Below are 21294 nucleotides of genomic sequence, written 5' to 3'. Positions count from 1 at the left end.
TGTTCTTCATAATCTCTTAATGATCTTTCTAACATCTCGTCAATGCTAGAAGCTGGACTCGAAACACTTAACAACTCAGCAACCTGCTTCGCTCGTTTCCGTGTATCTCGTCGGTATGGGGTGCATTCTATAGATTTTTTCCTCCCTTGCAACCCCTTATTTCACTTATTTTCAACGGGTGTTGCTTTTTTCGACTAAAAAGATGAAAAACATGAATTTTCACTCGTTTTTTAATCATTATTCATATTTATTTTCATCATTCATTTAAGTTTTACGAATAATTTTCATTTTTATACACACTGGAGCTCATATATTTTGATGTTTTATTTTCCAAAATGTTTTTTTAGGCTACATTGAATAAAAATTAAGTTGAATTGCTCGCATGATGCGCTCCATTATTCTGATCTTTTCCTTTTTATGCGTTGCATATTTTGCTGTACAACGTTTTATTCATCCTCAATTAAATCACAATTCAACTTTAGATCGGCTTCAACACCCCATTGATCAACGCCTAAGATATCGTATTGGGTTTATTGACCCAAGATTTCAACTTGATACAGAGGCATTACGCCAAATAACTCAAGAGGCAGCGAATATCTGGGAAAATCAAACTCAACAAAAGTATTTCGTTTACGACCCCAATGCTCGTCTTACAATTAATCTCATTTTTGATGAACGTCAAAATGAATCCAATTATAGAAAGCATACGCTAAAGCAATTTGAAAATAGCAAATCATTAGCCGACCAAATGAGATTACAGCTAGAGCAAGAATCACAACAACTTGAATTTTTAAAACAGCAAATTGAACAGCAGCAACACAACTATAGTAATGATCTAGATCAACATAATAATTTCGTCCACCACATTAATGGCTTAAACACATCTATTACAGATTCACAACTTCAGCAGATCAATAACTCTAAGACACGGCTCACACAGCAGAAGCTTGGGATTGAAAGCAATATTGAACGATTTAACATCTTACGAACAGAACTCAACGATAAAGTTGAAAAATTCAACCAATCCCAACACCAACAACGTAAAGCTATTAATGAGTTTAACCAAGTTTTTCAAGCCAAAATGTTCCACAAAGGCGAGTTTAATGGTCGTGAAATCAATATTTATGAATTTCAATCTATAGATGAGCTTCGAATCACATTAGCTCACGAATTTGGCCATGCATTAGGTCTTCAGCATACTAATGACCCCAATGCCTTAATGTATCCAATTCTAGAAAAGCAGAATTTCTCCAATTTTAAATTGACTACTGCCGACCTCGAACTGCTAAAAAGTCGATAAAATCAGCGCCACAGCTCAATCCCATAATTAAATTACGGATTTAATTGAATAGTTTTGAATTCGTGTTAAGGTATTTTAAAATTAATCAGAGGAGAGAGACGTGAGTTATTATCATATTATTCTTGAGGTAAATGATCATATCAGCACGATCGAGGAAACTCGTGATATTGAAATATTTGATATTGTCGAGCTTCAACCTTATCTCTACTCAATTTTACTGCCATATTTCAATAAACAACTCATCGAACTCGATGATGAGAACATTAAATTCGAAGACGTCTTACATATTCAAATTAAGCAAACATTATTACCTATTCAAGATTTAATTGAAGAGGAACAACGCCAGCTTCCAAGCGATACAGATGTCACCATTACAGCTTATGAAATTTTTAACGATCGAGAATTAAGTCAAGATGTAACCTTAGTCATTTTTGACTTACTCGATGCTGTTAAAATCGATCGCTCTATTATTTAGAAACATCATCACAAAAAAAGGTCAACCTATGTTGACCTTTTTTAATCCGAGAACCTATTTATTGCATCATCAGCTGAGCCTGCTCATTTCTAAATGCACTCAATATCTGCTGTCCCGCTCGACCTGTAGGATTTAAGCCCAATCGGGTTTGCTCTTGACGAATTGCCTGTCGAGTTTTATCCCCAATTAAACCATCAATCGCACCAATATCGTAACCGCGCCGGATTAAATAGCGTTGAATTTCTCGGCGTTCTGCTCTTGATGTACCAGGATCATCAGTCGGCCAAGCTTTTGCAATTTTAGCTTTTCCTTGCAATCGATCTGATAAATGTGCGATTGCCAACGCATAACTTTCTGCTGCGTTATAACTATATATAGCATCAAAATTTTTAAATACTAGAAAGACCGGCCCAGCACTGCCAGCAGGCGCAAGCAACCCAGCTTGAGAAGATGCAGAAAGATTACCCTGAATTAAAGGGGAGCCATCCACTCTATTCAATCCTTGATTGACCCAATAAGACAATGCTTTCTTATTACGTCGCCCCTCACCTACAACTGACATTCCTGCAGGAATCTGCACTTCAAATCCCCAAGGTTGACCAGTTTGCCATCCTCTTTTCTTCAAAAAATTTGCTGTTGAAGCCAAAGCATCTGGAATACTCGAGACTAGATCACGTCGTCCATCACCATCAAAATCTACAGCAAGCTCATCATAGGTTGAAGGCATAAACTGAGTATGACCAAAAGCCCCTGCCCACGATCCTCTCAATTGTTCTTCCCGAACATCACCACGCTGTAAAAGTTTCATGGTGGTAAAAAATTCACCTCTAAAATACGATTGACGGCGCCCCTCACAGCTTAAAGTTCCCAAAGCTTGAAGTAATGGATAGCGTCCAGAAATATCACCATAGTTACTCTCAACTCCCCAAACTGCAACCACCATTTCAGCTGGAATGCCATAAGCCACACTTACACGGTCAAGTGTTTCTCGATGCTGTCGAAGTTTCTGTTGCCCCAATTGAACACGTTCATCATCAACTAAACCTGACAAATAATCCCAAATTGGCGTCGAAAATTCAGGCTGATAATTTAAACGTTCAATCACAGAATAGTCAGGAGTTAAATTCTGCGTGTAACGATCATACGTCGCCGAACTAACCCCTCTAGTGATCGCTTGTGATTTTAAATTCGAGATGCATTGCTGAAAATTAGGAGCGGATGACACAGTTGGCGTCATGGATGGCGAGGCTGTCACAGACTGACCATTAATAATCAACTCAGCATGAGTTTGAGATATCGCTAAAAAAAATGAACCTATCGTGAGTGCAAGCCGTTGCATAAGACCCTGTAATTCTAAAATGTTGGAATTATGTCTTTACCTTAACAGCTCACTCTAAAAATTAAAGCATCGAATCGTAAATTTAAATTCATACTTTCTACTTTTTTAAATTTATTTTGAAAATTTAAATTTAATAACTTATCCACAACCTAGTTTTAAATTCATTTGTTATTGAATTTAAAGTTAAACCGCCACACAACATTTAAATTCAAAAAACTTATCCACAGTCATCCAATACTGCAAATCAACCTAAATCATTGAAAATTATAAATATTAAAATAATTTAATTTACTCAATAGATAAGAATTTAGATATAAATCTTTAAATACATTTTTGAATTCAAACCTCAATAGTAACTTTGAATTCAAAATATCCTGCAAGCCTATTATTTTGAATTTAAACCCACTTTGAATTCAAAGTTAAGATGGCTCACATAAGCCATAATCAAACTTATACACAGTTCAAAATATGTATTCTAATCAGAACTAATAGTATAATTATTATGCAATTTTTTTAAAATTTCATCCGACCAATGGCAAGTGATTTTTAAAGAGGCGCAATCATGCCTTAAACAAGATAAATAAAAAAGCGACCACTCGTGTGATCGCTTTTTTTATCAGCAACTTAAAGTCTAGATGGTCATATCTTCACTTAATGCTAATGGGTTTGGTAAAATTTTCGACAATTGGCGACAGAGTGTAGTCAATTCTGAGCTATCGATTGGCATTAAGGTAATATGACCAATTTTACGACCTTCACGTTCTGACTTGTTATAAAGGTGCAAATGTGCACCCTCTAAAGCCAACACATCTTCAGTCTTTGGATGCTGACCAATAATGTTCACCAATACCGTTGGACGAATCATCTCAGTTGAACCCAAAGGTAAGCCTGCAACAGCACGGATATGGTTTTCAAACTGAGAGCACACAGCACCTTCAATCGACCAATGACCTGAGTTATGTACACGTGGCGCCATCTCATTGGCATACAAGCCTTTGTCCGTCACAAATAGCTCAAGCGTCAGCACACCGACATAGTTCAAATGGTTAAGCAAGCGAGTGATGTAATCTTGTGCTACAGGTTGTAGATCTACACTGTTCGGTGCAGGGACAATCGAGTGCGATAAGATACCATTATGATGGTGGTTCTCAGCCAATGGCCATGTTTTCACATCACCATTCTGACCACGTACTGCAATGATTGACACTTCACGCGAGAAAGTCACAAAACTTTCAGCAATCAATTCACCCGCAGGACCAAGTTCCGCCCATGCTTGATCAATTTGATCCGCAGTGCGTAAGACAAACTGACCTTTACCATCATAACCACCACGTGAAGTTTTTAGTACGATTGGAAGACCAAGTTCAGCGACCGCGTTTTGTAAACTTTCTAGTGATGTCACCGCTTTGTAAGGTGCTACTGGAATATCTAACTCATCAAATAACGCTTTTTCAGACAAGCGATGCTGAGCAATCGCTAAAGCCTGACGCGGGGGATGCAGTTGCTTGGTTTCAGTTAATACATCTACATCTGACAATGGCGTATTTTCAAATTCTAAAGAAAAGACTTCTGCACTATTAATGAAATCCTGTAAGCCATTTTTAGCTTGAGTTGAGATCACTGGACCCAAAGCAGCAGAAGGGCAGTCTGTACTTGCTTCAAAAAAAGTACATTGAATATTTAATGGAAGTGCCGCCTGCGCCATCATTCGACCCAATTGACCGCCACCAAAAATACCGATGGTTTTATCCATAAGATTTCTCTCGAATTAAGCTTGACCAGGAATATTTTTACTCGCAACTTTCTCAGTTTGCGCTAAACGAAAATCGGCTACATTCTTTGCAATATCAGGGCGAGTTAAACCTAAAATTTGTGCCGCCATAATCGCAGCATTGGTCGCACCTGCAGGACCAATTGCCAATGTACCGACAGCAATACCTGCTGGCATTTGTACAATGGAAAGCAATGAATCAACACCATTCAAGATCGAAGATTTAACCGGCACACCTAGAACAGGAAGATCAGTCTTCGCTGCGCACATACCCGGTAAATGCGCTGCACCACCAGCACCCGCAATAATCACTTGGATACCACGATCACGAGCTTGCTCAGCATATTCAAACAAACGATCTGGCGTACGGTGTGCTGAAACAACTTCCGCTTCAAAGGGTACACCAAGCTGATTCAACATATTGGCAGTGTGTTCGAGTGTCGCCCAGTCTGACTGAGAGCCCATGATAATTCCAACGAGAGGAGTGTCTTGTGAAGCGGCCGCATTCATTGCAATGTTTCCAGAGATTAAAGTAAGAGAGATAAATCTCGACGAGAGCCAAGCTTTAATAAGAACTCACTATTATAGACTGAAAATGAATAGGTCTAAAGTTAAGCTGATAAAATAAGGATTAAAAATATATACTTGTTAATAGACATAAAAATGAATTTTATGATTGGTCATTGTTCTGCCTCATCCACCTTAAACATCTGGCTCATTCAAGATAAATTGAAATTGAATTTGGATTAAACTGAACTAAGCCATTCAAATTAAAAAATAAAAAGGAGAATATAGAATGTGGTTTAAACTGAAATTATGGTGGAATAACCCTGCAGAAAATTTATGGTTTACACCAGCACTTGGAGCTTTATTAGCGATTTTTTTCTCTTTATTTGCAACTGCAAGTCGTTATTTTATTCCATCACACGCGGTTCCAAATATCAGTATTGAAACACTAAGTAGCCTACTGGATATCATTGCTTCGAGTATGCTGGCGGTCACTACATTTTCACTTTCGATTATGGTCGCCGCATTTGCTTCAGCTTCATCGAGTGGTACGCCACGTGCTTATAAGCTGATGATGAATGATGATAATACTCGTCTCGCAATTACCAGTTTTATTTCCGCATTTATCTATGCCGTCATCGCAAAAATCGCTTTAGGTTTACAATATTATGGAGTTTCGGGTCGATTTGTCTTATTCGTAAGTACCATTTTGGTTCTTATTTATTTGATTGTGACATTAATTCGCTGGGTACAAACATTGTCTCAGCTTGGCACACTAACCAATGCTATTTCTAAAATTGAAACAGCAGCATCTCAAGCTTTAAGTACATTTCGTACACATCCCAACTTTGGCGCTTCTGGACAAAAACCATTGAGCGACAGCCAACTCAAAATACACCCAAAACAGACAGGTTATTTTACTCATTTTGATATTGAGTCCTTAAATCTTCTTGCTCAAACTCACAATGCACATATTCATCTTGCTTTTCTTCCTGGGAAATTTGTAGACCCATCACTGGTTCTGATTGAAGTCTTTGCAGAAAATCTAATAGATGATGAAGAATTAAAAAATTTAGAACAACAAATTCATGAATACGTAATTATCGAAACGAACCGTAGCTTTTTACAAGACCCAAGATTTGGTTTATTGGTCATGAGCGAGGTTGGACAAAAAGCGATGTCAGCTGCAATTAATGATGTGGGTTCAGCAATTAGTGCGATCAATGCCTTAACGCGGATTATTATTGATAGTCAGCCAGATCCAGAACAGAAAACTTTTAATTTCTCGAATATCAGTGTCGATATGTTTGATATTCGTGAGTTTATTAGCAGTAGCTTTGCACCGATGGCACGGGACTGTATAAGTAATATCGAATTAAATCAAAGAATAATTAAATGCTTATCCATGATTGAAAAAAATGTATCTGAACCGGAACTACGGGAAGCTGCTCATGAAATGGCACATGAAATCTTGGCACGCTGCTTAAAACATTTTGATTTTGAACCTGATCGTCAAAGATTAGTTCGGGAATATGAAAATAACTTTAGTTAATCTTCATCCTTTTGAATCATGGTGTTCTAAATACAAAATAGACACAACCACATAAGCAAAGTGCAGCCCATACATAATCTAATTTGAAAGGCTGTTTAAACATGAAAATCATGAAAGGAACAAATACCAATAGCGTAACGACTTCCTGAGTGATTTTCATTTGTCCCACAGCCCAGCCATTTTGAGCCAGCATCTTGGTTGCAGGAATCATTAAGCTGTATTCGAATAATGCAATGATCCAACTAAATAGAATGGCTTGCCATAAAGGGGCATCATGCGGCAAAAATTTTAAATGACCATACCACGCCAAAGTCATAAAGCAATTTGCTAAAATCAGAAGCAATAAAGGTAAATAAATCATTTAAATCTCAAGTTAAATCGTCCGCGTTATTCTACGATTAAATCATTTCGTTTCATCATACTAGATTAAAAATATTCATATATTTTAGCTCATAAGTTTAAAAATTTATTTCTGCAAAATTTTACGGAATGCCTTCTAATAATCACTATCTTTTCACCAAGACCCTTGTTATCGTTGACATCAAATCAAATAACACATGACAACAGCACCAAAAAGATGTTTGTGTCGAAAAGAGTAGTGGAGTAAATCATCATGCATCTGCATATTTTGGGAATCTGTGGCACCTTTATGGGATCGTTAGCACTGTTAGCTCGAGACCTAGGGCACACAGTGACAGGCTCGGACCAAAATGTGTATCCACCTATGTCGACACAACTTGAAAATGCGGGTATTACCTTAATGCAAGGTTATGACCGTAGTCATTTGCAACCACACCCAGATTTAGTGATCGTTGGTAATGCCATGAAACGTGGAATTGACGCCGTTGAATACATGCTAAATCAGGGTTTACCCTATATCTCTGGACCACAGTTCCTTGCCGACCATGTGCTACAAGGTAAACATGTATTAGGGGTTGCTGGTACACACGGAAAAACAACTACTACCACGATGTTAGCTTGGGTATTAGATCAAGCGGGCTTGGAACCGGGTTTTTTAATTGGTGGTGTACCACTTGGATTTAAAGAAAGTGCTCGTCTAGGCGGAGGTCAATATTTCTGTGTAGAAGCAGATGAATACGACTCTGCCTTCTTTGATAAACGATCTAAATTTGTTCATTACCATCCAAAGACAGCTATTCTTAATAATCTTGAATTTGATCATGCAGATATCTTTGATGATCTCGCTGCCATTCAAAAACAATTTCATCATTTGGTTCGTACTATTCCAAGTGAAGGCCGTATCATCGCACCAATCACTGAAACGAATATTGATGAAGTTTTGGCACAAGGCTGTTGGACACCGATCGTCCGCACATCCCTCGAATCTCATGATCAAGCAACTATCTCTGCAAACCAACTTTCTGCAGATGGTACTCATTTCCAAGTCTTAAAAGACGGCGAAGTAAAAGGTACAGTCCAATGGTCGATGACAGGTCAACACTCCGTTGCAAATGCTTTAGCAACCATTGCAGCTGCAGAGCATGTAGGTGTTTCCATTGAAACTGCATGCGAAGCATTATCGAATTTTGGTGGTGTAAAACGCCGTATGGAGCTCCTCGATACCATTCGAGGTATTGAAGTTTTCGATGATTTTGCTCATCACCCAACAGCAATTGACACAACACTGGATGGTGCTCGTAAACGATTAGGCGAACGTAAACTATGGGCGATTATTGAGCCTCGCTCAAATACGATGCGAATGGGAAGCCACAAAGATGGTTTAGCATATTCTGCTCGATTGGCAGATGAGGTGATTTGGTATCAACCTGAGGGTTTAGATTGGGATTTACAACCTGTTGTTGAAGCTGCTCCGAATAAAGCTGTGGTAGCGCGTACTTTAGAAGAGATCATTCAAACTGTCGTGAATGATGCAGGCGAGGGGGATGCCGTTGTGATCATGTCAAATGGTGGTTTTGGTGGTTTGCATCAAAAACTCATTCAAGCACTCAAAGCAAAAGAATAAATAAAAAAGCCCGCTCTGCGGGCTTTTTTATTTATAAGCGATAACGTCATGATATTCATTATGAAAACGCTTAAACATGACAACCACATAAGAGCAAGTTGGAACAATTTTTAATTTTTCTGTACGAGCAAATTCTACAAGTCGATCTAACAATAACTTTGCAGTTCCTTGTCCACGTAAACGATCATCGACCCAAGTATGATCCGCTATAATGATCTGTGGAGTTTGGTAACGATAGCTGATTTCTGCAATTCTTGATTGATCTGCGTCCGTGAGATAAAACTCACCGCCTTTCACACTATCGATATGTTCAAACTGCATATGACTGCTCACTGTATGATTTTATTTAAACAGAACATCGTGGATTGCTTCATCTTTGTTGAAAACAGATTTAGCAAATGGACAAAGCGGTAAGATTTTAACATTCTTTTGACGTGCTAATTCCACCGCACGGTCAACAAGTTGACGTCCCACGTTTTGCCCTCTTAATGAATCATCAACCCAAGTATGATCAATAATAAATTTATCTTCACCTGCCCATGAATAAGTCATTTCAGCTAAATGATGGCCATCTTCACCAATAAAAAACTCACCTTTTGATCCATTTTCTTGATGTTTAATTTCTAACATTATCATTATCCTATCATTCGTTATTAAATATAGATTAGAACGACATATTTACATAACACTATGAAAAAATGGGACAAACTTGTCTATCAATTACAAATTCAAAACTTTAATTTATTTTAAAAAAAGAAATATTATAAAAAACAAAAATATATATTGTCAGTCATAATCATTAAATGTTATTTTTTTAACATATAAATGTATTATTATTGTTAAAAAATTAATGAGTAAGTGAAATGGATATCTATTTAATATCAATTGTAGTATTGATCATCATTGCAATAATCTTATTAATTTCAATTTTTAAAGACAAATTTAATAACCCATTTAAATAATTTGCACACAACTTATAAGTGTGTCATCCTTTGTGCACTCGAAATCAAATGAAACGATTTCAACGTAATTTATTATCAAATTTGAACAAGGGGAGTAGCCTCCTCCAACAGTACTTAAATACTGTGTCAGAATATCGTCATTACACTTTGAAAGAAGTCGGTATCTGAGCATCATTTCGATTATCTAAAATGCATAATCAAAATGGTGTAGGCAAGACCTTGATCATGTTGTTTCAGAATTATTATCTGGCAACTGGTCGAGGTTTTTTTATGCCAAAATCAATTGCCAGTATTGGAGATCACTATGGAAACCATAGGCAATATTTGGCTTTATGTCATTTTTTTTGGCATCGTCACGATTATGCTCTTAATTGACTTTCTAGGTTTTAAACAAAAAGAAGGTCAAGAAGTTAAAGTTAAAACTGCTGCTTATTGGAGTATTGCATGGGTCACTGTCGCAACACTTTTTGGTGGTGGACTATGGCTATATCTAGAAAATACCGCTGGTATAAACGTAGCCAATACGAAAGTTATGGAATATTTTGCCGGCTATTTACTGGAAAAGTCACTCGCAATTGATAACGTCTTTGTGTGGCTAATGATTTTTGCTGCATTCGCTATACCTCCTGCACTTCAACGTCAATTACTCCTTTATGGTGTATTGGGCGCTATTATTCTCAGAACAATTTTTATTTTTATCGGTGCGTGGTTCGTTCAGGAATTTTCGTGGATCCTCTATATCTTCGGTGCTTTCCTTGTATACACTGGATTTAAATTCCTTAAAGGACAAGAGGATGATCCAAATATTGAAGATATGGCCATTCTGAAATGGCTACGTAAACACATGCGAATTACTCCACAGTTGGAAGGAAATAAGTTTTTCGTAAGGCAAAATGGCGTTCTATGGGCAACCCCATTATTTTTAGTGCTAATTTTAGTCGAGGCATCTGATGTTATTTTTGCAGTCGATTCTATTCCAGCGATTTTTGCGGTCACCACTGATCCTTTTATCGTCCTTACAGCTAACTTGATGGCTATCCTCGGTCTACGGGCTATGTTTTTCTTACTGTCTGGAGCCGCTTCAAAAATGCATTATTTGCCTTATGGACTTGGGGCTATTTTAATTTTTATCGGTTTCAAAATGCTTATGCTTGACGTATTCCATATGCCAATTTGGATCTCATTAAGTTTTATCGTGATTGCCCTTTCAATTACAGCATGGCTTTCAATTCGTTATAGTAAAAAACATCATCAAACGACCTTATAAGGTCAAACTTTGTTGGATTCAATAAAGCCTTCATCTGAAGGCTTTATTTATATCATTAGATGAGCCATCTAATTCACAATGCTTAACTTAGGCCATCGTTCCAAAAAACATTTTGACTTAACCCTATGTTCAAAGACTCCACGTGAAACCAAACGATTATTCCACCTTAATTTTAAAGTAAATAAATCTTCAAGCCCCAAAGGGGCGAGGATTTCAATATGATTATTCTCCATTAATTTGATAGCGATTGCGGTTGCCGTTTCTGGCCAAAAACTCATAGCATGATGTACTGAAGTATATGGATCAATTTGAGCACCTTCATCAGTTCTGTACCAATGATGTACCAGAGCTTGATTTGTAATGTCCCAATGAATATTAGGATATCTATGTTGAAGTGCACCCTTTAAATAATTTCGTCTCTCATCCATTTTTTCTGAAGGATCAAAATAAATGACATCAATTTCAGTTTCAAAAATGGAATAATTTTGATTATGTAAATAAGACCAGATCCAATTTCGAATCAAGCCCGCACTAAAATAGGCCGCACTATCAATCTGCCGTAAACACTGTAAAAGTTCATAGATATCTGCATTAGATCGTATTAAATGGCTTAACTTCTCATATAAGTCCATGGGTGAATTCACTTTATATATTTTGATTAGAATTTAATATTTCCACTCAGCTCTCCAATTTTAAATGTTAAGAGACGGTTGGCAAAGATCTTGCATCATCTCCAAAGAAAAAAGCTCAGTAAATTTAGCGCAGCTCTTCGGAGCTCTTTTTTTAGGAAATGACGATGAATATGATTCCCGCATTAAATCCACTCAGTGCACCTTGCCAATGTAGTTTCGACTTACAAGATTGGGAAATTCTCGCGCAATATTGGTATCCAGTGGCTCGTATTCAAGATGTTTCAACCACACCACATCAGGTCACTTTACTTGATGTAAAAATGGCGATTTACCAAACTGACAATGGGGAAATTCGATTAGTGCGTGATATCTGCCCTCATCGTGGTGTACCTCTAAGTAAAGGATGGGTAGAGGGTGAAGAAATTATTTGCCGATATCACGGTCTAAGATTCGACCTTGCAGGGAAGTGTACAAAAATTCCTGCTCAACCTGATTTAACTAAGATATCTGACCGTTTTAGTTTAACTCAATTTCCAGTAATTTTGAGATATGGACTGGTCTGGACTAGCTTGCATGGACGTGATTTTCAACACAATAATATTCCCCAACTTGACACTTGGGATCATCCTGATCATCAGTCTATTTTACCTCCATATGTTGATATTGCAGGCTCAGCAGGTCGTCAACTCGAAGGATTCATTGATGTAGCTCACTTTGCATGGGTGCATCACGAAGCTTTTGCAGATCGAAACAACCCAGTTGTACCGAAATACCATACTGAGAGAACAGACTATGGTTTAAAAACAATTTATATTAGTGGTGTCAGTAATTACCCGCATGCTTTGAAACACCTAGAGCCAGAAGGTTTTGAGTGGAAAAGAACTTTTGATATTTACCCACCATTTTCAGCGATATTAACTGTAGATTTTCCAGACAATGGGATTTTAAAAATCTTGAATGCGTGTTGTCCTGTATCGGTCAATCAAACCAGATTATTTGTTCCTTTGACGCGTAATTTTGATCAGACTGGAGATTTACAAGCAGTCTATGATTTTAATGCCCAAATTTTTGCCGAAGACCAAGATATCGTAGAATCGCAAAAACCTGAAGAATTACCACTTGATTTAATGATGGAAGCGCATTTTGAGGCTGATCGATCTTCGACTACTTATCGTCGTATTCTCGCAGAGTGGGGGCTCAGCAAACGATATACAGTTTAATTAAGATAGATCAGTTACAATCAATCGAAAAAATTAAAAGTGTAGGTTTTAAATGTCTTCTGTAGTTGCATCGACGGCGATTCGCGGTCGCTTCCTAGATATTCAGAATACGGTTGCCCAAGCGCGTGAAATTCACGACCAAGTGCGTTACGTAGAAGATGGTTTATTGATTACTCAAGCGGGTAAAATTCAATGGTTTGGTCGTTGGGAAGATGGGCAACAACAGCTCCGTCAGCTTGAATCCTCTATCCAAGTTGAGCATTACCCAGATCAACTGATTGTTCCTGGTTTTATCGATACGCATATTCACTTTCCTCAAACTGAAATGGTAGGTGCGTATGGCGAACAATTACTCGAATGGCTGAACACTTATACCTTTCCTACAGAAATCCAATTTCAAGACAAAGCTTATGCAGACCAAATTGCACACTTTTTTGTCAATGAGCTGCTGAAAAATGGCACAACGACTGCATTGGTTTTTTGTACAGTTCATAAAGAATCTGTTGATGCACTATTTGAAGCGGCAGAACAATACCAGATGCGTTTGATTGCAGGCAAAGTATTGATGGATCGTCATGCACCTGAAACACTGATAGACACCGCTGAAAATGCTTATACAGATAGCAAAGAATTGATTGAGAAATGGCATGGTAAAGGTCGAAACCTTTATGCCATTACGCCTCGCTTTGCGCCTACCTCTACACCAGAACAATTAAAAAGAGCAGGGCAGTTAAAAACTGAATATCCTGATGTATATATTCATACTCATTTGAGTGAAAACACCAATGAAATCGCTTGGGTGAAAGAGCTTTTTCCTGAGCAAAATGGCTATTTAGATGTGTATCACCACTATGGATTAACAGGCAATAAATCTGTTTTCGCTCACTGCGTTCATTTAGAAGAGCATGAATGGGATTGTATGCATCAAACAAACTCTGCAATCGCCTTCTGCCCGACTTCAAACCTCTTTCTAGGAAGTGGATTGTTTCCATTGAAAAAAACCTGGGATAAACAAGTCAAAGTCGGTCTTGGCACAGACATCGGTGCGGGGACTTCATTTAATCAGCTTCAAACGTTGAATGAAGCCTATAAAGTTCAACAACTCCAAGGCGACAAATTATCTGCATTTGAATCGCTTTATCATGCGACCCTAGGTGGAGCAAAAGCATTAGCGCTCGAGGGTAAACTTGGTAACTTTAATATTGGAAAAGAAGCGGATTTTGTTGTATTAAATTTGAATGCCACTGCATTACAAACATTAAGACAACAACGCGCTAAAAATATTGAAGATGCACTTTTCGCATTGTTTACCATGGGTGATGATCGAAATATTGAGGCGACTTATATTTATGGACAAAAAGCATATCAACAATCAGCATCCTAATGCTCAGACTCAACCACAACACCCAATTAAAAAATATGTGTTGATTGGTGCTGTATTCTTAGTTTGTGCTGTCGTACTAAAACGCGATGCGCATTAATAAACCATTAGTTTACATTTCGTTTTTTTAAAAAGGGTGCAACATTCTGGGATATGTTTTAAAATCGAAGCATATTTCAGGTGTTGCAGGTCAACACCTTTTTTAATTTTAGAATTGTTGTTTTAGGTATCTACCCATGACCATTGACATGAAAGTGTTGATTTCCGCTGAAAAAATTCAAGCGAAAGTTAATGAACTTGGTAATCAAATTAATGCTCACTATGCAAATAGTGATCGAGAATTGGTTCTTGTAGGCTTACTTCGCGGTTCAGTGATTTTCATGGCAGACCTATGCCGCACAATTGAAAAACCACACGAACTCGACTTTATGACAGTTTCAAGTTACGGCAGTGGAACGACTTCTAGTCGTGATGTTAAAATTCTAAAAGACCTTGATGGTGAAATTCGTGGTAAAGATGTTCTTGTCGTAGAGGACATCATCGATTCAGGCAATACGCTGAGTAAAGTGGTAGAAATCCTTGAAACTCGTGAGCCAAACTCTATCAAACTTTGCACGCTGATCAGTAAGCCTTCTCGAAGAGAAATCGACTTGGAAGTAGAGTTTCTAGGATTTGAAGTTGAAGATAAATTTATCGTAGGTTATGGACTAGATTACGATCAAAAATACCGTCACATTCCATTCATTGGTGAAATCGGTCTGTAATTTTTTTTAAGAAAGTGGCATATGCCACTTTTTTTATAAACAACAAAATAACAACAACATGTAGCGTGATTCTTCTTTTCAAACATCGATACATAATCAACTATATTTGAGCGACACAATAAAAATTCATGATAAAAAGGAGAACAAATATGTTTTCACTTATTGGAGCTATTCTTATCGGTTTTATAGCAGGTTTAATTGCTCGCGCAATTCATCCTGGTGACGATAAAGCAGGCTTCATCGTCACGACGTTATTAGGTATTGCTGGTTCATTACTTGCTACATATGGTGGACGCCTTCTTAATATTTATCCCGAAGGTTCATCGGCAGGTTTTATTGCTTCAGTCATAGGTGCAATTATCGTTCTGTTTATTTATAACCTCGTTACCAAAAAATCTTAACGAAAAAAAGCACCTTGTTAAGGTGCTTTTTTTCATTTCTATGAACTAGATTTTATAAGTTCAGCTCTTTCCAAATTTTTTCAATTTCTGAAGCTGGATAAGCGCCTGTTACCTTAAATCCATTTTCAAAAATAATTGCTGGCGTTCCTTGAACACCTAGACGACGTCCAAGTTCCAAATTTCTTTCAATAGGGTTTGAACAATCAGCTTGGGCTGTTGGTTGTTGATTCTTTTGTAAAAGGGCATTCCATGCAAACTCACGGTTTGCGGAGCACCAAACTTGTTTAGAGGGCTGGATCGATTGAGATTTAATTGGATACATAAACGTATAAATTGTCACATCTTTTAACTGGCTTAAATTATTTTCAAGCGTCTTACAATATGGACAATTTGGGTCAGAAAAGATCGCGAGCTGACGCTTACCATTCCCCCTTACAGTCTTAATGGCATCTTGAAGTGGAAGTTGTTTAAAGTCGACTGAATTATGTTTCAGCACCAAATCACGTGTTAGATTTTTTTGATCTTCGATACGAATCATTGATCCAAAGAATAAATGCTTAGCTTCTTCATCAATATAAATAATCTGATTGTCTAAAGATCCGCTATAGAGACCTTTCATCTCAGTTTTTTGTAAATTTTGAATATTCAATTTTGGGTGCTGCGTTTTAATTTTTTGCTGAAGCAATTCAATATTCGCAAAACTAGAACTTGTAGACAGTGCAAGTAAAGCACTGATTAAAATTTTTTTATACATAAGTTGAGCATATGTTTGATGGATATTATTGCTTATTCTAATCTTCTACTTTCTACGAAGATCAGTTTTTATGTAATTTTAAACCTCATAAATTGTTTCACGTGAAACCAAATATGACAGTTGAATTTTAACTGATTGAAGATAATTGACTCATGCTTAACAGTCGACATAGACTAATGAATCTTCGTATCAGCACTGCTGTTCTATAAGACAAATAATGAATGAAAACCAATCGTGGCGAGATTTTATTCTCGTAAGTATCGCACTCTGTATCGGCACCATTGGAACAGCGCTTGCTAGCCCACTTTATCCAATTTACCAAGAATTATGGGGGTTAAACCCGAGCGATATCACCTTTATTTTCGTTTCCTACATGCTAGGGTGCCTGACCACCTTACTGTTTTTGGGCAGAACCAGTAATACCATTGGTTATGTAAAAACTATGCAACTTGGGCTCATTTTTATCACCATTGGCTTGTTAATGTCTATCTTTGCGAGCGATGTCATGTCTCTCTCATGGGGAAGATTTATCATTGGTATCGCATCTGGATTGATGACAACATCTGCTCTTATTGGGCTTATTCAAACTGTTCCAACTTCCCATAAACAAATTGCACCACAATTAAGCTCAATCATTACTGCTGTTGGATTTGGGTTAGGTCCTTTATTTGGGGGATTTTTTGCTGAATTCTTTGCATATCCTTTGGTAATACCTTATGTACCCATTGTGATAGGTTCAATATTTTGCTTCTTTAGTCTATTTACACTCAAACCTATACCTTTTGATGTGCAAAAATTTAATTTTGCTCCCAAATTATTAACACCACAATCACATGATCGCACTCAATTTTTTATACTGAGCTTGACTGCATTTGCTGTTTTTGCAGGATTTAGTTTATACGCCTCACTATCTCCTTCATTTGTTAAAGACATTTTGCCTTGGCACGGTCCACTGATTAGTGGTTCTGCCATTACTGTCATTTTACTGATTTCAGCTGCGACACAATTTTTTTCAAGATCAATCAAACCGCAATCCAGCCTATTACTCGGTATCATGACTTGCTTCATGAGCGTGATCGCTTTATTCCTCTGTATGGAGTTTAAAATTAGCTGGTTATTTTTCCTAAGCGATGGTCTGTTTGGGATTGGACATGGCTTAGCTTTACTTGGGGCTTTCGGACTTATTCATCACATGACCACACCTCACAATCGAGCCGCCGTCATGTCTACTTATCTCTTTATCGGCTATCTCGGAACGATTCTACCCATCCTAGCAGTAGGATATTTAGCTGACCATTTTGGGCTTACAAATGCAGTGATTTGGTTCTGTATTGCAATTTCAATCTTACTGATTGTTTTATTCATAAAGCAGATGATGGTTAAGCCAAGCAAGTTACCTTTAGCCAATTAACCAAAAAGCCCCTTACTGGGCTTTTTAAACCACAGATAAAAACTCGTTTACTTCCCAATACAGAAAGAGCCAAAGATTTTTCCGAGTAAATCATCCGCACTAAAATCACCAGTAATTTCACCTAATGCATTCTGTGCGAGACGTAACGATTCTGCGACAAGCTCTCCTGCATGGTAAACAACAAGTTGTTCACGAGCTTCCGCAAGATAAGATTGAGTGCGCTTCATTGCGTCTAGGTGGCGTGTTCTTGCAATAAAGGTATCTTCTTCAGGCTGAAAGCCTGCATGTGCTGTAATCGCATCTACAAGCGATTGAACACCCATTTCTTGCTTGGCTGAGACCGTAATGTGTCTAAAGCCTTGGAGATCAGCAACTTTAGCTTCACTATCTACTAAATCACATTTGTTAGCGATTAAAATTAAGCGTTTAGGATCGATATAATTAGCAAAGTAAGTATCTGCCAAATGCATCGGATCTTCACCTTGACTCAAATCGTAAACCAAGAGTAGGAGATCAGCATTTTCTATTTCTTTAATCGCTCGACGAATACCTTCCTTCTCAACAATATCTCCCGTTTCACGCAGACCTGCTGTATCCGTCAGGGTAATTGGCAAACCATTTAGGCTTATTTTCTCATGTAGTACATCACGCGTTGTACCTGCAATGTCCGTTACAATCGCGCGCTCAACACCAGCCAATGCATTCAATAAACTCGATTTACCTGCATTGGGTTTCCCTGCAATCACCACTTGTAAACCTTCACGCAGAAGTTGACCTTGGCGTGCTGATTGTTGTACTGCACCCACTGATGCCTGCACATCTTCCAATAACGCTAAAATTTTTCCATCTGCAAGAAAATCAATTTCCTCTTCAGGAAAATCAATCGCCGCCTCAACATGTAATCGTAAGTGAATGAGTTTTTCTAATACTGTATTTACTTTAGAAGAAAATGCGCCTTGCAATGAACGTACTGCAGAACGAGCTGCTGCTTGTGAAGTAGCATCAATTAAATCAGCGATTGCTTCTGCTTGAACTAAATCCATTTTTCCATTTTCAAAAGCGCGCATTGAAAACTCACCCGCTTTTGCTGCAATTGCGCCTAACTCTAACAGTCGACCCAATAATGTGTTTTGAATCACCGGTCCACCATGACCTTGTAACTCAACTACATCTTCACCCGTAAAAGAATTCGGATTTGGAAAACAAATCACCAAACCCTCATCCATGACTTGCCCATTCGCATCAAGAAATTGACGAAATGCAGCATAACGAGCAGGACCGAGTGCCTTACCAGTTAAAGCCTCTGCTATGGCATATGCCTTAGGACCAGACAGTCGAATTACACCTACACCTCCACGACCTGGCGGTGTTGCAATCGCAGCAATAGTGGTTTGATGTTGTAGGTTCGTCATTGAATTGATCTCAAAGCTAGGCAAAAAAAATCCGCCTAAGGATATCACCTTAAGCGGATCGATTCAGCTACTAACAAAACTTAGTTCGTAGATGCTGTATCTTCTTTTGCTAAGCGAGCTTTCTCAACACTCTTATTGATCAGACCTTGCTGAAGAATCGTGATCAAGTTGTTGACAATCCAGTAAAGCACAAGACCAGCAGGGAAGAACAATAAGAACACCGTGAAAATAATCGGCATAAACTTAAAGACTTTTGCTTGCATTGGATCTGTCGGCTGTGGGTTCAACATTTGTTGAACATACATCGTCACCCCCATCAACAATGGTAGGATAAACCATGGGTCCATTGCAGATAAATCTTGAATCCAACCTAACCAAGGAGCGTGGCGTAACTCAACAGACTCCATGAGCACCCAATACAAAGCCAAGAAAATTGGCATTTGAAGAAGTAAAGGTAAACAGCCAGATAATGGATTGACTTGTTCACGCTTATAAAGTGCCATCATTTCTTGTGAGAAACGCATACGGTCTTCGCCAAACTCTTCTTTCATGCGTTGCATTTCTGGTGCAATCACACGCATTTTCGCCATAGAGCGATAGCTCTTAGATGAAAGAGGCCAAAGAATAAGTTTCACAAGAATTGTCAACAGAATAATTGACCAACCCCAGTTTCCAACAATGCCGTGGAAGAATTGCAAACCTAAGAATAGCAATTTCGCAATTGGCCATAACCAACCATAATCAACCGTTTGATTTAAACCAGTTGCCAAGTCTTTTAATTCAGATTGAATTTTTGGACCTGAGTAGAATGTTGCATCAACAGTCATTGTTTTGCCAGCTGGTACATTAATGGTAGGCGAAGTAAAGCCAATGATATTCATACCATCAGCAGATTTACGTGACTCCATTTTTGCAGAATACGGCTGGTTACCGAAGTTACCAGGCACCCAAGCACTTACAAAGTAATGCTGAACCATTGCAACCCAACCACCTTGAGCCTCAACACTTAACTTTTCTTCATTAAAATTATCAAATTTTAATTTGTTATAGTGCTCATCAGGTGTACCCCAAGCACCACCTAAATAAGTGCCCAGCGTAAAGATTCCTTGATCAGTTTTACCTGGATCTTCAGAATTGTCACGTTTGATCTGACCAAACATTTGACCTTGCCAGTTTTGCTGACTACGGTTAATCACTTGATAACTTACGTTAACTGGATATGCACCTTCTTGGAAAGTGAACGTTTTGATGATTTCAACACCATCAGCCGTTTTTAATACCATTGGTACTTTTAACACTTTCTCAGCTTCACCATCTTTATTGGTGGTTGCTTGAGCATCAGCTAAAGTATAAGTCGACTTTTCAAACTCAAATGTTGGACGTCCACTACGGCTACTGTCAGGTCCATTTAAACCAATTAAACCTGATTGAGCGACATAAGTACGTTTCTCATCATTTTCAAGCATAACGAACGGTTGTTCACTATTTTTACTTTTATCATGATTGAGTAGTTCAACACGGACAATGTCACCACCTTTAGGGTTAATCCAAAGATGATATAAATCAGTTTGAACAGCAACTAATTGTTGATTTGCTGTTGCAGGTGTAGTTGTGTCTTGTTGTTCAGCTGCAATATTTGCTTGCGGTATATCAGTTAAACCCGCTGTCGTTTGGCTCGTTGGCAGATCAGCAGAAACATCTTGGGCAACGACGGCAGCAGGTGCTGTCGCAGCAGTTGTTTCAGTTTGACCATAGTCTTTTTGCCAAGCAAGAATAAGCAAATATGCGGTGACAAACATGGCCCCGAGAATTGCAAACCTGGCCCATTGTTGCATATCGATTACCCCAATTGGTTAGAGTGATTTTTGGTTCAATAAACGCTCACGCAAGGGTACAGTAACGTGAGTCATTTGAGAATCTATTTGCTGAAATGAAATAAAACGAATTGCTTTTTTGGGAACAGGATCATATCCACTTCCACCCCACGGATGGCAACGACAAATCCGTCGCGTTGCATACCAGACACCTTTAATCGGGCCATGTATATGAATAGCTTCTAACGAGTATTGAGAACAAGTTGGGAAATAACGGCAACGAGGTCCAAGGAGCGGACTAATCGCAATTTGATAGAAACGAATCAACCAATGCAATATACGGACCAT

At 38.1% G+C, this 21294-nt stretch carries 21 protein-coding genes and 1 pseudogene; 11 read left to right on the top strand and 11 right to left on the bottom strand.

Annotated elements, in window-relative coordinates; genetic code table 11:
• Positions 1 to 382: 382 nt before the first annotated feature.
• Together AC1M9B_RS14105 and AC1M9B_RS14100 are read left to right on the top strand one after the other, a co-directional pair.
• Positions 383 to 1300: a matrixin family metalloprotease gene (locus AC1M9B_RS14105; RefSeq protein ID WP_481596648.1), complete on the top strand. Its 918-nt coding sequence runs from the start codon at positions 383 to 385 to the stop codon at positions 1298 to 1300.
• 100 nt (positions 1301 to 1400) lie between these two features.
• The gene (locus AC1M9B_RS14100; protein ID WP_035270344.1) at positions 1401 to 1775 is read left to right on the top strand and encodes a hypothetical protein; all 375 of its coding nucleotides are present in this window, start codon (positions 1401 to 1403) and stop codon (positions 1773 to 1775) included.
• Positions 1776 to 1833: 58 nt separating this feature from the next.
• Here the strand turns inward: AC1M9B_RS14100 and AC1M9B_RS14095 are convergent, their stop codons facing one another.
• The 3 genes from AC1M9B_RS14095 to purE form a co-directional block, all read right to left on the bottom strand.
• Positions 1834 to 3114 (bottom strand): lytic murein transglycosylase, encoded by a 1281-nt coding sequence (locus tag AC1M9B_RS14095; protein WP_481609322.1) that lies wholly within the window; start codon positions 3112 to 3114, stop codon positions 1834 to 1836.
• A gap of 631 nt (positions 3115 to 3745) precedes the next feature.
• Positions 3746 to 4867 (bottom strand): 5-(carboxyamino)imidazole ribonucleotide synthase, encoded by a 1122-nt coding sequence (locus AC1M9B_RS14090; RefSeq protein ID WP_481588067.1) that lies wholly within the window; start codon positions 4865 to 4867, stop codon positions 3746 to 3748.
• Between the two features lie 15 nt (positions 4868 to 4882).
• The gene (purE, locus tag AC1M9B_RS14085; RefSeq protein ID WP_035270333.1) at positions 4883 to 5395 is read right to left on the bottom strand and encodes a 5-(carboxyamino)imidazole ribonucleotide mutase; all 513 of its coding nucleotides are present in this window, start codon (positions 5393 to 5395) and stop codon (positions 4883 to 4885) included.
• Positions 5396 to 5681: 286 nt separating this feature from the next.
• On the opposite strand from purE, the gene AC1M9B_RS14080 reads away from it, so the two are divergent.
• Entirely contained in the window at positions 5682 to 6944 is a 1263-nt protein-coding gene (locus AC1M9B_RS14080) for a DUF2254 domain-containing protein (RefSeq protein WP_481609321.1), read from the top strand.
• A gap of 16 nt (positions 6945 to 6960) precedes the next feature.
• Here AC1M9B_RS14080 and AC1M9B_RS14075 read toward each other — a convergent pair whose 3' ends face one another.
• Positions 6961 to 7305 (bottom strand): DMT family protein, encoded by a 345-nt coding sequence (locus AC1M9B_RS14075; protein WP_035270328.1) that lies wholly within the window; start codon positions 7303 to 7305, stop codon positions 6961 to 6963.
• 252 nt (positions 7306 to 7557) lie between these two features.
• On the opposite strand from AC1M9B_RS14075, the gene mpl reads away from it, so the two are divergent.
• Positions 7558 to 8928 (top strand): UDP-N-acetylmuramate:L-alanyl-gamma-D-glutamyl-meso-diaminopimelate ligase, encoded by a 1371-nt coding sequence (gene mpl / locus AC1M9B_RS14070; RefSeq protein ID WP_481609320.1) that lies wholly within the window; start codon positions 7558 to 7560, stop codon positions 8926 to 8928.
• A gap of 27 nt (positions 8929 to 8955) precedes the next feature.
• Here mpl and AC1M9B_RS14065 read toward each other — a convergent pair whose 3' ends face one another.
• The gene (locus AC1M9B_RS14065) at positions 8956 to 9249 is read right to left on the bottom strand and encodes a GNAT family N-acetyltransferase (RefSeq protein ID WP_481592395.1); all 294 of its coding nucleotides are present in this window, start codon (positions 9247 to 9249) and stop codon (positions 8956 to 8958) included.
• Between the two features lie 21 nt (positions 9250 to 9270).
• On the bottom strand, positions 9271 to 9558 hold the full coding sequence (locus AC1M9B_RS14060) for a GNAT family N-acetyltransferase (protein ID WP_035268578.1): 288 nt from the start codon (positions 9556 to 9558) through the stop codon (positions 9271 to 9273).
• A gap of 636 nt (positions 9559 to 10194) precedes the next feature.
• Here AC1M9B_RS14060 and AC1M9B_RS14055 point away from each other — a divergent pair.
• Complete coding sequence (locus AC1M9B_RS14055) at positions 10195 to 11157, top strand: TerC family protein (RefSeq protein ID WP_481588063.1); 963 nt, start codon at positions 10195 to 10197, stop codon at positions 11155 to 11157.
• A 68-nt stretch (positions 11158 to 11225) separates the two neighbouring features.
• Here AC1M9B_RS14055 and AC1M9B_RS14050 read toward each other — a convergent pair whose 3' ends face one another.
• Positions 11226 to 11789, bottom strand: coding sequence for a nucleotidyltransferase family protein (locus tag AC1M9B_RS14050; protein ID WP_180028803.1), 564 nt, complete (start codon positions 11787 to 11789; stop codon positions 11226 to 11228).
• 164 nt (positions 11790 to 11953) lie between these two features.
• Here AC1M9B_RS14050 and AC1M9B_RS14045 point away from each other — a divergent pair, with 164 nt between their 5' ends.
• The 5 genes from AC1M9B_RS14045 (at position 11954) to AC1M9B_RS14025 (ending at position 15555) form a co-directional block, all read left to right on the top strand.
• On the top strand, positions 11954 to 13009 hold the full coding sequence (locus AC1M9B_RS14045; RefSeq protein WP_481592396.1) for a Rieske 2Fe-2S domain-containing protein: 1056 nt from the start codon (positions 11954 to 11956) through the stop codon (positions 13007 to 13009).
• 52 nt (positions 13010 to 13061) lie between these two features.
• Positions 13062 to 14393 (top strand): guanine deaminase, encoded by a 1332-nt coding sequence (guaD, locus tag AC1M9B_RS14040; protein ID WP_481609319.1) that lies wholly within the window; start codon positions 13062 to 13064, stop codon positions 14391 to 14393.
• Positions 14359 to 14490, top strand: a complete 132-nt coding sequence (locus tag AC1M9B_RS14035) for a hypothetical protein (protein ID WP_257219949.1) — start codon at positions 14359 to 14361, stop codon at positions 14488 to 14490. The genes guaD and AC1M9B_RS14035 overlap by 35 nt, the downstream gene beginning before the upstream one ends.
• A gap of 136 nt (positions 14491 to 14626) precedes the next feature.
• Positions 14627 to 15154, top strand: a complete 528-nt coding sequence (hpt, locus tag AC1M9B_RS14030; protein ID WP_481609318.1) for a hypoxanthine phosphoribosyltransferase — start codon at positions 14627 to 14629, stop codon at positions 15152 to 15154.
• 149 nt (positions 15155 to 15303) lie between these two features.
• Positions 15304 to 15555: a GlsB/YeaQ/YmgE family stress response membrane protein gene (locus AC1M9B_RS14025; RefSeq protein ID WP_035268591.1), complete on the top strand. Its 252-nt coding sequence runs from the start codon at positions 15304 to 15306 to the stop codon at positions 15553 to 15555.
• A gap of 52 nt (positions 15556 to 15607) precedes the next feature.
• Here AC1M9B_RS14025 and AC1M9B_RS14020 read toward each other — a convergent pair whose 3' ends face one another.
• A complete protein-coding gene (locus AC1M9B_RS14020) occupies positions 15608 to 16309 on the bottom strand; it encodes a DsbC family protein (RefSeq protein ID WP_481592399.1) in 702 nt (233 codons plus the stop codon).
• 217 nt (positions 16310 to 16526) lie between these two features.
• Here AC1M9B_RS14020 and AC1M9B_RS14015 point away from each other — a divergent pair, with 217 nt between their 5' ends.
• Complete coding sequence (locus AC1M9B_RS14015; RefSeq protein WP_092768718.1) at positions 16527 to 17720, top strand: MFS transporter; 1194 nt, start codon at positions 16527 to 16529, stop codon at positions 17718 to 17720.
• 47 nt (positions 17721 to 17767) lie between these two features.
• On the opposite strand, the gene mnmE is transcribed toward AC1M9B_RS14015, so the two are convergent.
• From mnmE to yidD, 3 genes and pseudogenes are all read right to left on the bottom strand, one after another.
• The gene (mnmE, locus tag AC1M9B_RS14010) at positions 17768 to 19132 is read right to left on the bottom strand and encodes a tRNA uridine-5-carboxymethylaminomethyl(34) synthesis GTPase MnmE (protein ID WP_092768715.1); all 1365 of its coding nucleotides are present in this window, start codon (positions 19130 to 19132) and stop codon (positions 17768 to 17770) included.
• Positions 19133 to 19212: 80 nt separating this feature from the next.
• Complete coding sequence (gene yidC / locus AC1M9B_RS14005) at positions 19213 to 20967, bottom strand: membrane protein insertase YidC (RefSeq protein ID WP_035268599.1); 1755 nt, start codon at positions 20965 to 20967, stop codon at positions 19213 to 19215.
• 5 nt (positions 20968 to 20972) lie between these two features.
• Positions 20973 to 21294: pseudogene (gene yidD / locus AC1M9B_RS14000) on the bottom strand (membrane protein insertion efficiency factor YidD).

The organism is Acinetobacter sp. ANC_7513 (genome assembly GCF_056779915.1).
The sequence above is the reverse complement of the archived record's forward strand: the minus strand, read 5'-3'. Positions and strand labels throughout refer to the sequence as shown.

Coding starts and splice junctions, on each gene's coding strand:
- AC1M9B_RS14020 (WP_481592399.1), bottom strand. CDS start 16,309: ATGTATAAAAAAATTTTAATCAGTGCTTTACTTGCACTGTCTACAAGT.
- hpt (WP_481609318.1), top strand. CDS start 14,627: ATGACCATTGACATGAAAGTGTTGATTTCCGCTGAAAAAATTCAAGCG.
- AC1M9B_RS14090 (WP_481588067.1), bottom strand. CDS start 4,867: ATGGATAAAACCATCGGTATTTTTGGTGGCGGTCAATTGGGTCGAATG.
- AC1M9B_RS14025 (WP_035268591.1), top strand. CDS start 15,304: ATGTTTTCACTTATTGGAGCTATTCTTATCGGTTTTATAGCAGGTTTA.
- AC1M9B_RS14065 (WP_481592395.1), bottom strand. CDS start 9,249: ATGCAGTTTGAACATATCGATAGTGTGAAAGGCGGTGAGTTTTATCTC.
- AC1M9B_RS14095 (WP_481609322.1), bottom strand. CDS start 3,114: ATGCAACGGCTTGCACTCACGATAGGTTCATTTTTTTTAGCGATATCT.
- AC1M9B_RS14080 (WP_481609321.1), top strand. CDS start 5,682: ATGTGGTTTAAACTGAAATTATGGTGGAATAACCCTGCAGAAAATTTA.
- guaD (WP_481609319.1), top strand. CDS start 13,062: ATGTCTTCTGTAGTTGCATCGACGGCGATTCGCGGTCGCTTCCTAGAT.
- AC1M9B_RS14060 (WP_035268578.1), bottom strand. CDS start 9,558: ATGTTAGAAATTAAACATCAAGAAAATGGATCAAAAGGTGAGTTTTTT.
- AC1M9B_RS14105 (WP_481596648.1), top strand. CDS start 383: ATGATGCGCTCCATTATTCTGATCTTTTCCTTTTTATGCGTTGCATAT.
- mnmE (WP_092768715.1), bottom strand. CDS start 19,132: ATGACGAACCTACAACATCAAACCACTATTGCTGCGATTGCAACACCG.
- AC1M9B_RS14035 (WP_257219949.1), top strand. CDS start 14,359: ATGGACAAAAAGCATATCAACAATCAGCATCCTAATGCTCAGACTCAA.
- AC1M9B_RS14045 (WP_481592396.1), top strand. CDS start 11,954: ATGAATATGATTCCCGCATTAAATCCACTCAGTGCACCTTGCCAATGT.
- AC1M9B_RS14015 (WP_092768718.1), top strand. CDS start 16,527: ATGAATGAAAACCAATCGTGGCGAGATTTTATTCTCGTAAGTATCGCA.
- AC1M9B_RS14075 (WP_035270328.1), bottom strand. CDS start 7,305: ATGATTTATTTACCTTTATTGCTTCTGATTTTAGCAAATTGCTTTATG.
- AC1M9B_RS14055 (WP_481588063.1), top strand. CDS start 10,195: ATGGAAACCATAGGCAATATTTGGCTTTATGTCATTTTTTTTGGCATC.
- AC1M9B_RS14050 (WP_180028803.1), bottom strand. CDS start 11,789: ATGGACTTATATGAGAAGTTAAGCCATTTAATACGATCTAATGCAGAT.
- yidC (WP_035268599.1), bottom strand. CDS start 20,967: ATGCAACAATGGGCCAGGTTTGCAATTCTCGGGGCCATGTTTGTCACC.
- mpl (WP_481609320.1), top strand. CDS start 7,558: ATGCATCTGCATATTTTGGGAATCTGTGGCACCTTTATGGGATCGTTA.
- purE (WP_035270333.1), bottom strand. CDS start 5,395: ATGAATGCGGCCGCTTCACAAGACACTCCTCTCGTTGGAATTATCATG.